Source organism: uncultured Polaribacter sp. (assembly GCF_947501385.1).
In the GTDB taxonomy this organism is placed as follows: domain Bacteria; phylum Bacteroidota; class Bacteroidia; order Flavobacteriales; family Flavobacteriaceae; genus Polaribacter.
Genome location: NZ_CANMVP010000050.1, coordinates 1 through 11,716, shown reverse-complemented (window position 1 = coordinate 11,716; position 11,716 = coordinate 1). Strand labels below are relative to the sequence as shown.

The following is an 11,716-nucleotide window of genomic DNA, read 5'->3' as shown; positions in this document are numbered from 1 at the left end:
TTCTTTAACTGTTTTAAATTTGCTTTCATAAGCTTACACTTTGGTTTAAGTGGTCAACCTATATCAGGGACATACAATTTTCTAACTTCTAACTTCTAACATCTAATATCTAACATCTAACATCCTACCTCTTCATACTTCAAAAAATTTAAGGTTAGACACAGATTACACAAATTGGCACTAATTTTACCGAAAAGGAATGGTAGATTTTTTTATCTTTTGTACTTTTCATATCTAATATCTAATATCTCAACTGCTTACAACACAACAGAGTTCTCCTTACATCTCCGCCGAGTTGTAGTTACTTCTCTGAAGAGTTGTAGTTACTTCTCTGAAGAGTTCTAGTTACTTCTCTGAAGAGTTGTAGTTACTTCTCTGAAGAGTTCTCCTTACTTCTCTAAAGAGTTCTCCTTACATCTCTAAAGAGAAGACGCTACATCTCTAGCGAGTTGTAACGTTTTCTTTTTTTTGGGGCTTAGGTTACTTTTTGATAGGTTGCTATTTGTTGCGCATTTTTAAAATCTTTACCGGGGGTAAAAATAATTCTACTGCGCACAATACTGTTCCTATCCACCTCTTCTGCGCTGGCCTCGCCAGTACTTTTGAGACTAATTCTAAAATAGCCCAGATCACCGATGGCTACAATGGTACTGTTGGTGAGTTTTTCTGGTATTAACTGGACTAAGGCACTCAGTACCGCTAAGATGTCTGCACGGTTTACGGTACTAATGCGTTCGATGTCTAGGGTAAGTTCTTTCAAACTGGCGCGCTGGTCATTCACTACAGTGGCATACCATTTTTTGGTACCACCGCCTGGAACGCCTGGCTCTCCGCGTTCTATGGCTTTAAATTTAATAGGCATAATAATACTTATTTTATTCGTAATATTTCACTTTAAGAGGAAGTCCCTAGCGGGATCTCATCTGTATATAAAGAGACTTTCTAAACAATCTCAATCGCATCCGTTCCAATACCTCGGAATCGGTAGGGTTCATAACTTCTTTTCTCTATATTCCTGCTTCCAGCAGGCAAGCTCATTCGCAATGACATGCTAACTCTTAACTACCATCTGAACTTGAAACCTAAAAACCTAAAACCTCTAACCTCTAACTTCCAACTTCCTGATATCTATCTTTCTATGTGGTTTGGTCATTTTTATGCATGGTCTAAAAGGTTCAAGGTTCCTAGTTTAAAATTTAAGTTTAGATAAATAAAACCTGAAACCCTACGATCTCTACTTAGGGGCGAAATATGACTTTGGGTTGCACTCTCCTTATTTCCAAAAAAACTAACCGTAAGTGGTATCATGGGAAATACACAGGGGGTTAACAACGCTGCCAAACCTGCACCAAAAGCTAATAGCATAAATGACCATAACTCTTCCATATTAGTTTGTTGTTTCTATTGTAAACTCGAACTCGTCATCACCCAATATGCATTTCCCATCAACGGTTGTGCATACCTGATACTCATAGTAACCTTTAATAACAGGAGTTTTGGAAAGGATTTTTACCTTTTGCCTAAACTCCGCGGTATGCTCAAAATAGTTGACCTTAACCTCAAAAACATCATCAAACTTTGTTTTATAGCCCATGGGTTTTACGCCTCCAACTAACTTGTAGCTTTCATTAGGTTCAAACTCAAAAACTGTAGGCAGTGGACCCAATTCATAATTCTGGATATTGGAATAAAGATGCCAAGACTCATCCAATTCCACCTTAAAAATAAGCTCAACCTCCTCCCCAACCGTAAAGATCTGTTTAGATACTCCATAGTTCCAACTTGCTGGTTGCAGTATCTGTGCTTGTAGGCTAACACAGAAAGAAAGTAACACAACTGCTATAATACTTTTCAATTGAATTTTGTCCATAACATTTATTTAGGATCCCGTATTACTACTACCTTCATTTCTTTCTCTCCTTTTACCAAATCTAAGCCAGATTTTTGTAGGCCTCTTTTAACATCCTCAAAATCTGTAAGGATGGCCTCAAGTTCAAAATCGATTCTAAAATCTATACCTGTTTCATCTATAAATGGAGCTCCCCTTTGATAATAGCTCGAAATCAAATTTATGACTTGACTTATGGTACCATTTCTAAAAGCACAACCAGTATTTGGTAAAAATTCTTTTCCTTGCGTCATCTTATCTCCTTGATACTTGGTTTTTAGCTTTCTTTTTGCTTTTTTGGTAGCCACCAATTTCCAATACGGCATCATCCTAGTCTCTACCGATACGGCATACCCAAAATAGGTTTGTAAATCCCGTCGCATGGCTTCCTGTAGGTATTGTGCAGAGCCCTTTTCTTTTGGTACCGTCAAGCTATAATTATAGCGTAACTCTTCATTTTTTGGACTCCAGTTGGGATTTAATGAATCTTTTGTTTCCAGTAATGGTTCATACCAATATTTGCCGTATGAGTTGATTGTACCCCATCTGTAGGGTATTGTATCACCATAAGCCATATAATACAACTGGGGAAGAGGTTTTCCTATGGCTTGCACTCTCCCCTGTAAATACTTATTGCTTTCTCCATTGATATGTCTAAAACTATTTACATAATGCTCTTGAAGAGAGACAAAATCACCCGTATATTTGGTCAATACAGAACGATATAAATAATCCGTATCCTTACCGCCATTGTTATCAATTAAGAGCGGTTTGGTATGGTCATACAGCGTATCAGATAGATTACGAGCCGACTGAGATCCCTGAGAATCATTGATAAAGTCTATCTTCCCATTTATTAGGTCGCTTAACTTCCTCTTATTGATACTCGCTGTTATACCACGGACAGTAGAATTTTTATCCAAAATAACGATATATGGGTATCCAATAATCTGGAGTTTTTTAATCAGTTCTTTTTCATAAAATACTGGCAGTGTTAATTTGTATCTTTTTCTGAATTTTTCATAAGCCTCTTTAATGTTTTTATGGTATGAACCCACCATCACTATTTCTGCCTCTTTATCAAAATCCTTTGCTAACTGATTCATTTTAGGTAAACTTTGAAAACATGATGTACAACCGATTGAAAAAAAATCAAGTACCAACCATTTGCCCCTAAAATCATGGATAGCAACCTCCGCTTTGTCATAAAAATGTACATCTTTAAAAACATGTGTAGGAAAAGGCTTTCCTATCTCCAGTGGACTATTAGTTGAACTGACCTGAGACTGTGTACTTTGGCAAAGTAGCAAGTAAAAAAGTAGCAATTTAAGTATCTTCATAAGTTTAAATTTTATATCATTTATTCATTTTTGAAATAACAATAGGACTCCTATTACGTCTTAAACCGAAGTAATCTTGTCATTACTATCATATTCTTTTTCTTTTAATAATGATAAATAATCCTGCCATAAGTATTAAAAGAGGTATGATTACTGCTAAAAAAATACGCATCCATCCTATTTCATTTCTATTTACCAACATAAGATCATCTTTCGCTTCTTCAGGTCTAACATTTGGAGGAAATGTGTCGTTAGAAAGCCATTGAAAAATTTCTTTTATAAGGAAGGAATTCACATTTGGTACATTACGATTATTGTATTGAGCATTTGACATAAAATCGGCATCCCCAAACACTAAAATACGTTGAGACTTACCTGATACTTGTCGTTTCATTGCCATGCCAGTATAAATTCCAGTTACATCCTTTTTAGCGGATTTAAATAATATACTATCGGTTTCTCTTTCAAGAGTATTATCAAACGGTATCAGGTAAGATTCACGAGTTAATTTTAATATCCCGGTCTTATAAAACTCTGTATTAGTTTTCATGGCAATACCAACAGCTCCTGGCATTGCCACATTATTATATTTAGATTTTATCCATCTTGATATATTGCGGCTTTTAAAAACGGTTGTTGCCTCATCCACCAAATCACCAATCACAAAAGAGGGTAACAAATTGGTATTATCCTGAATTATTTGACCGCTGGTTAACTCCAGACCTAAATGATTTGTTATTGGATTTAAAACATTAACGGCATTGACATCTGCCAAAATTAAAGCGTTGCCTCCTGACTCAAAATAGCTCATGATTTTTTCTAAATCTGACGGATTGAATTCTTGTGTAGGACTAGCAATTACGAGAATATCAAAACTATTAAGGTTGGTTACTGTTGATAAATTAACTGATTGTACATCAAACCCAATATTTAAAAGAGACCTTCTTTCGTCTTCTCTTTGCATAATTCCATTCCATAAATCAGAATCATTTTTACTTAAACTCTTGGAACCATTTGATGTTATAAACCCAACTAAAGGAGATTCCGTTGTCAGTTGTTTTAGAGAAGAAACAACGTGTTCTGGACCGGGGTAATGGGTTACATCTTCAAACATCCTTACAAAGGACTTTTTATTATCAGCAGTAAATTGACTTATGTATTGATTTTGTTCTGGTTCAAGATTTACAATTTTACGGATCTCTTTAGGAGATAGCACATCTTTAAAGTCTAATTTATAGGACTTTGCTACTTTTTTAGCCAATTCCTTACCATACAAACCAGGGTTATCCCTATAAATCTGGGAAATTGCCGGAACCGTATCATAATAATACACATAATTTAATTCTAGCTGTGGAAGAAACCTTGTATAAGGCTCCATCTTTCTATAATTGAAATTTTTATATTTTGGAAGGCCACTGCGCGCACTATTTCCATCTAGAATGTTCACATAATACGTTAATACAATGGGTTTATCTTTTAGTTTATTTGTAATTCCCTGACCTTCTTTAGTTAAAGTTACCGCATTATTGGCAGTTAAATCAAAATAAGTAGCCAAATACGGATTGGATCCTAAATAGGCTGCTGAGAATGTAAAAAAACATACTACTGTGTAGGAAGCTATCTTCTTAAATAACGATACTGTGTTTCTTTGAAATGATAATCTTAACATAGTAATCAGTAGAAAAAATACGATCACCGCACAAAAGTATATTATGCTTTTTGAGCTAATTAATCCATTAATCATTTGGTCAGTTCTACCTTCCATTGAAATCCAATAAAAGATATCACTAAGAAATGGTATTGTTTGGCCTATTTGATCAATATAGTTTAATAGTAAAAGTGTCGCCATGGTTCCTACCGCAGCAACTACTTGATAAGAGGTTAAACTTGATATAAACAAACCGATAGATGCGTAAGCACAGATTAACAAAAACAACCCAATAATACCTGAAAGCACTAAAGGGTAATCAAAATTTTCAATGCTTATGCCACCAGCCAGCATTGAGATAACCAGAATGAAACTCAAAAACAGCCCATAAACAACCATGGCCAGATATTTACCTAAAACAATTTGAATAAAGTTTATTGGAGAAGACAACAATAGCTTTATGGAACCACTACTCAGTTCTCTGCTTATCAGCCCCATGGTTAACAATGGGAGATATAGGAACAAATTATCTTTTATACTCACAAAGAAGTATCCTCGATATGTAACCGAAAACACTCTATTTGTTAAACCACTAAGATTGCTACCCTGTTCAAAATAAGTAACATATCTATCTAGCCATTCCGTTAAATTTACACCACACTGAATTGAGAAAATAATTAGCACCAACCAAGCAATTGGTGAGAAAAATAAAATACTGAGTTCTAATTTGGCAATTTTATAAATACTTTTCATCTTTTATATTATAATTATTTACTTAATCGTGCATAGCTAATTTGGCAAAAACGTTATCTAATGAGTTTTGCTCTAAATAGATTTCACTTAAAGGCATTTTATTCTCTGAACACTTCTCAATTATTTTATGGTTAATGTTTGATGCCGGATTAAACTTGATACGATATTTATGATCATTAATCGATATAATATCCTGAATTGCTTTAATTTCTTTTAAGAAACCTAAGTCTGGCTTCTTCTCAAAAATTAAAATCAAGGTATCAGGTTGTAAATGATTTTTAAATTCACTTAAATCGCCATTGAAAACCATCTTCCCTTTTTCTATCATACATATCATATCACAAGTGGCTTCCACCTCGGATAATATATGTGTAGATAATATTACTGCTTTGTCTTTTGCTATTTCCTTAATTAATTTCCGTACTTCAACAATTTGAACGGGGTCTAAACCATTTGTAGGCTCGTCTAAAACAACCAATAAAGGGTTGTGAAGTATAGCCTGAGCTATCCCTACTCGTTGTTGATAGCCTCCTGATAAATTTTTCAATAAACGGTTGCTGTAGTGCGAAATGCCACAACGTTCTTTTACCTTTTTGATAGCGGGTTTGATTTCTTTTGGTTTCATTAAACGCAAATGGGCGCAATGGGTCAAATATTCATCTACCGTTAAATCTAAATACAAGGGCGCTTTTTGGGGTAAAAACCCAATCAACTTTTTTGCTTCCTTTGGTTTTTTTTGCATGTCTATCCCGTTAATCAATACCTGACCTTTTGTTTGATTAATGACACCACACAAAATATTCATAGTGGTCGATTTTCCTGCTCCATTAGACCCCAAAAGACCAAGAATGCCGTTTTTTTTAACGTTAATATTAACGTCTTTAACCGCCCAATCTGCTGATGTGTATTGATGGCTTAAGCGCTTAATTTCTACTATTGAAGTGTTGCTCATTTCTTTTTTTAATTATAGACTAATTTGGAATAACACAGCCTTAGCTAATACTGAACAATACTGTTCAGTATTAGATAAATTATAGTAAGTTATATAATTTTTAAAGCTGTCGTTTAGAATTGGAATTAACCAATATTAATAACCAGGATTTTGAGTTAGATTAGGGTTGATCTCCCTTTCTAATTCTGGAATGGGATATAATACATCTGTTGGTTGCCAGTCTTTAGTGGAGATTCCAGAGAGTACTGCATCTGCTCTATTGGTTCGTTTTAAATCCAGCCAACGGTGCCCAAATTCGGTAAATAGTTCTACAAATCGTTCTTGTTCAATAGCGAGTAGTAAAGAAGATTGCGTGGTGGCTGTCGTATTACCTAATCCCGCTCGATTTCTAATCTGATTTAAATCTTCTTGAGCACCAGAAAAATCATTTAATTGCGCTCTTGCCTCGGCTCTGATTAGGTATTGCTCTGCCAATCTAAACACCGTAGAGTACTCCCCTGGAGCATCTAAATTTTTATACTTAAAGGGGAAAAAATAATCAATGCCCTCTACAGTAATAGAGCTCACCCAATTGTCTTTTCTTAAATCACCTGCTTCAAAGGTATCTAACAGATTTTCTGAAAGCACAGCTATACTAAGGCCATTTATTAATACATATAGATCTGCCTCGTTAACTTCACCTGTTGGATTATTTGATTTTAACTGCCAAATCGCTTCGTTATTATTCGTCAAAAATACCCCATTTAAATCGCTTACTAGGGTGTAGTTGGGGTTATCGATGACCCTCGTTGCCCAAGTTTCCGCATCATCCCAATTACCAAGGTATAAATAGACTCTGGCTAATAAGGCTGCTGCTGTACTTTTGTTTGGCCTTACTCTTTCGGTGGTTACATACTCCTCCTCAAGCAATTCATAAGCGTCTAAAAGATCTTGAACTATTTCCTCATAGACCAATGCTACAGCATCACGAGTTCGATTGCTATTCGCATCTACATCGGTGGAAATTGCCAAAGGTACATCTCCAAAAACATTGGTCATATAAAAATGATGATAGGCTCTAACAAACTTTGACTCACCTATTAAAAGATCTGCAACAGATTGTGTGATATCTGAAGAATTATTTACCCCATCTATTACAGAGTTTGCATTATAAATAATATTGTATGCATCCAACCAAAAACTGTTCCAGATAAAGTTATTTATTGATAGTAGCGAGTTCGCATTAAATCTTGTAAATTCTGGGTTGCCTGAGCTTGCGGAAGTATATAATAATTCATCTGCTGAGAGTCCGCCCAAAAAGCCGATACTGCGTAACCCACCACTTCCATAGGATGAAGACAACATTAAACTGTAAATACCATTTACAGCCGAAGTAGCCGAAGCCTCATTAGCAAAAACAGATTCACTTATGACCTGAGTTGTTGGTGGATCAATCTCTAAAAAATCTTCACAAGCCATCATTAAGGATAGCACCAAGGCAAAAAATAAATAATAATTCGACCTTAAAACAGTCTTAAAAACATTCGTAATTATAGCGTTTATATTTTTCATTATTATGGATTTAAAATTTTAATTGAAGTCCTAACAAAATACGTCTCAAACGTGGTATACTACTTATACTAAGCGTTTCTGGATCAAGACCTCTATAATTAGTTATAGTAAATAGGTTTTGCCCCTGCAAATTCACTTTAAACAAATCTAATCCCCATTTGTCAATGATTGAATCAGGTAAGGCATATGACAAGGAAACATTTCTTAATTTTATAAAAGAACCATTCCCATTAAATGCAAGCTGTGATTCTTGATTTCGAGTAATATTGTTTAAAATAACCCCATTAAAAAATGTATAAGGCTGATTTTCAGCTTGATCCCCTGGTTGTTGCCATCTATCAAAAGCTTCCACAGGTAAATTCTGTCTAAACCCCCCCCGCTGGAAAATATTCTGCAGTGAAGGATCTGATTTGATCACGTTTGACAAAATCAAACAGAAAATCAAGTTCAATACCTTTGTAAGAAAAGGTATTGGCAAATCCTCCGTAAAAGTCACGAGAGGTATCAATAATTGTTTGTCTATCTTCTTCTGTTATAGAGCCATCCTCATTTACGTCTTCGAACTGAAAAAGACCTGTATCCGGATCCATACCGATATTGTTATAGGCCAGGGCAATATCCAAAGGTTCCCCAACTCGGTATTGGAATCTAAATGCAGAGTTTTCTATATCATCAAACTCTAGCAACTCAGTTTCTGGAAAGGTGATATTAAAACTAGATTTCCAAGTAAAACTGTCCGTTTTTATATTTATGGTGTTAAGATTTGCTTCAAAACCTCTATTTTCAATTAGTGCGGGAAAGTTTACCTGTAGATTTTGAAACCCTGTAACGCCAGATAATGGCTGGATTATTAATTGATCTTTTGTTCGATTTCTAAAGTAACTTGTTTCAAGAAATATTCTATTTTTAAAAAAGCCAAGTTCCAGACCAAATTCTAATTTTTGTACAGTTTCCCATTTAAAATTGGGATTTGCAATACGAGTTGGCTCCAAACCTACACTATTATTGTAGCCTACAGTTGTATTTGAATAGGTATCTAAAAACCGATAGTTCCCAATTTGATCATTCCCTGTGGTTCCATAACTTCCTCTTAATTTGCCAAAAGATAGGATTCTACTACTTTTTAAGAATTGTTCGTTAGAAAATACCCAAGCAGCACCTATAGCACCAAAATTACCAAATCGATTGTTGGGTCCAAAACGAGAAGAACCATCGCGGCGTCCCGTAAGATTTATAATGTATTTATCGTCATACGTATAATTGATTCTACCAAAAACAGCATTATACCTATACTGTGAATCCGTTATATCACTACTTACTAAAGCACCTGCTGCAAAATTTCTTAATAACGCATCGTTGTTATACTCTGTTAAAAAAAAACTTTTCCCTTCTTCTCTAGTTTCTTGAAATGTAAAACCTACTTGTGCTGTAAGTCCATGCTTTCCGTAACGATTGGTATAGATTATTTGCGGTTCAATAATCCACGTATTAACTAACCGATCTGCTGGAAATGCAGAACCAGTTGTAACTCCAGAAAAGGGGTTTCTTGAAGAGCTAAGGTTCGCAGCAAATTCTCTTAACTGATTGGTATTAAACCCCAAAGAAGTCTGAAGCTTAAGATTTTTTGCAACTCGATACCCTAAATTGGCATTGCTAATAAAATTATTACTCTTTGCTTCATAAATTTGTTGAAGACTAGCCAAAGGATTCTCATCAAATGAACCTCCTTCCCAATTTATTCCACCATCATCATCGTACAATCTTGGCGCATTTGGAGATAAGGTTAAAGCACTTTGTGTTAAATCAACTCTTGGTAAATTATTAAGACTGTATACATAATTTACAATAACATTTGCTGTAAACTTTTTATTTGCAGAAGTGTGGTTTACACTTAAACTGCCTGAAGCCCTCTTGAAATTAGAGTCATCTGAAAAAATAGTTGTTTCCCTAAAGTATCCTGTACTAAAACGGAATTGTGTTTGCTCATTGCCGCCTGAAACGCTAGCTTGGATATTAGTTTGTTCTGCCATACCTCCTAACAATTCATCCTGCCAATCAGTATAGCGATTAATGTCCTCCCAGATATATAAATCTGGAACAAATGGTTGGAAAGCTGCTGGAAAATTATCGGGATCGAAACCATCATTACTTAATGCCTCTCTTCTCACCTCTAAGTATTGTGGGGTATTTAATAATTCTACTCTATTGGGTATTGTAGCTATACCAGAATTAATCGTAATATCAAAACTTGTTTTTCCAGACTTCCCTTTTTTAGTGGTAATCAGTACGACTCCGTTGGCGCCACGAGACCCATAAATAGCGGTGGCATCTGCATCTTTAAGAATTTCAATACTTTCAATGTCAGATGGATTAATCGCATTGAGAGGGTTTGCTTGCCCAACAATTCTAGCTCCAGATTGACCTGAAGATAAAGTCTGTGAGGAAAATGGTACTCCATCTACAAGATATAATGGTAGGTTTGGGTTGCCAGAACTTCTTATACTGTTTTGTCCTCTTATCTGTATATTAATCCCCCCTCCTGGAACTCCCGAATTTTGAGTAATAAGGACACCCGTCATACGGCCTTGTATTGCTTGTAATGGGTTAGAAATGGGTTGTTGTTCTATAGCTTTAGCAGTTACTCTGGAGATACTCCCTGTTTTTTCTTTTTGAGATACTTTATAATAGCCAGTGTTAATGACTACTTCATCGAGTTCGCTAGCCGTTTCTTTTAAGGTTACATTAATAATTCTTTGGCTGCCTACCAAAATTTCCTGGGTTTGGTAGCCCAGATAGGAAAAGACCAATACACTGGCGGCATCGGGCACGGTAATTTGGTATTGCCCTTCAAAATTAGTGGAGAGTCCTTTGTTGGTGCCTTTTATGAGTATGGTAACGCTGGGGAGGACTTCGCCTTTTTCATTGGTAACGGTACCGGAGACTTGCCTTTGTTGGTTTTTGGTTTTTTTCTTAATCAAAATGGTGTTGTTGGTGGTGAGTACCAAATGAAAATCACCGGTAGATAAACTTTGTTGTAATAATTTATTGGCACGAATAATTCCTTTCTTTAGTGAGATCTCGGGAAAATTTTGGAACAAGTCTTCGTGGTAAATAAACAAATACTCGGTTTGTTCAGAAATTAGTTCAAATACCTCATCGATCGTAACCACTTTATCGGCAGCAATTTTAATTTTTGCATTTTGAGACAACACGTTATTCGGTGTAAAACTAAAGACTGTGGTACAAAACAAAAATAGCAGCGTTCGCATGGTTAATAAGATTAGCTTTTTTCTAATCGCGAGAGGTATCGAGAAGAAAAGTGCGTTAGTTAATTTAATTTCCATAAATTTGTATGTTATTAGTTTGTTAATAGTTAATTAATTAATACGTCATAGGAGGGAAGTAGTCTTACACCGTGCAAAAGTTTGAGACCTATTTTCCTCTTTGTTTTTAGTGAGACTCAATTTTGAGAAACACGCTTTGCGTGTGCACTCAAAGTTGTTAGTCGAACCTGCCTGTATTCTATGATTAAAAAAAGCAACTTTAGTTAAAGTTATTAACATTATTTATGCTGCATATTTCAT

At 35.3% G+C, this 11,716-nt stretch carries 9 protein-coding genes; all 9 read right to left on the bottom strand.

Annotation, left to right across the window (positions count from 1 at the left end; genetic code table 11):
- Nucleotides 1–475: 475 nt before the first annotated feature.
- On the bottom strand, nucleotides 476–862 hold the full coding sequence (locus tag Q0998_RS18845) for an HU family DNA-binding protein (protein ID WP_299672851.1): 387 nt from the start codon (nucleotides 860–862) through the stop codon (nucleotides 476–478).
- Between the two features lie 293 nt (nucleotides 863–1,155).
- Complete coding sequence (locus Q0998_RS18840; protein WP_299672848.1) at nucleotides 1,156–1,386, bottom strand: cytochrome c biogenesis protein CcdA; 231 nt, start codon at nucleotides 1,384–1,386, stop codon at nucleotides 1,156–1,158.
- A gap of 1 nt (nucleotide 1,387) precedes the next feature.
- Entirely contained in the window at nucleotides 1,388–1,870 is a 483-nt protein-coding gene (locus Q0998_RS18835; RefSeq protein WP_299672844.1) for a protein-disulfide reductase DsbD domain-containing protein, read from the bottom strand.
- A 5-nt stretch (nucleotides 1,871–1,875) separates the two neighbouring features.
- A complete protein-coding gene (locus tag Q0998_RS18830; RefSeq protein ID WP_299672841.1) occupies nucleotides 1,876–3,228 on the bottom strand; it encodes a TlpA disulfide reductase family protein in 1,353 nt (450 codons plus the stop codon).
- A gap of 88 nt (nucleotides 3,229–3,316) precedes the next feature.
- Nucleotides 3,317–5,629, bottom strand: a complete 2,313-nt coding sequence (locus Q0998_RS18825) for a Gldg family protein (RefSeq protein WP_299672838.1) — start codon at nucleotides 5,627–5,629, stop codon at nucleotides 3,317–3,319.
- A 22-nt stretch (nucleotides 5,630–5,651) separates the two neighbouring features.
- Nucleotides 5,652–6,581 (bottom strand): ABC transporter ATP-binding protein, encoded by a 930-nt coding sequence (locus tag Q0998_RS18820; protein ID WP_299672835.1) that lies wholly within the window; start codon nucleotides 6,579–6,581, stop codon nucleotides 5,652–5,654.
- 135 nt (nucleotides 6,582–6,716) lie between these two features.
- A complete protein-coding gene (locus Q0998_RS18815) occupies nucleotides 6,717–8,132 on the bottom strand; it encodes a RagB/SusD family nutrient uptake outer membrane protein (RefSeq protein WP_299672833.1) in 1,416 nt (471 codons plus the stop codon).
- 10 nt (nucleotides 8,133–8,142) lie between these two features.
- A complete protein-coding gene (locus tag Q0998_RS18810; RefSeq protein ID WP_299672830.1) occupies nucleotides 8,143–8,484 on the bottom strand; it encodes a hypothetical protein in 342 nt (113 codons plus the stop codon).
- A gap of 13 nt (nucleotides 8,485–8,497) precedes the next feature.
- Entirely contained in the window at nucleotides 8,498–11,476 is a 2,979-nt protein-coding gene (locus Q0998_RS18805) for a SusC/RagA family TonB-linked outer membrane protein (protein ID WP_299672827.1), read from the bottom strand.
- Between the last annotated feature and the right edge of the window lie 240 nt (nucleotides 11,477–11,716).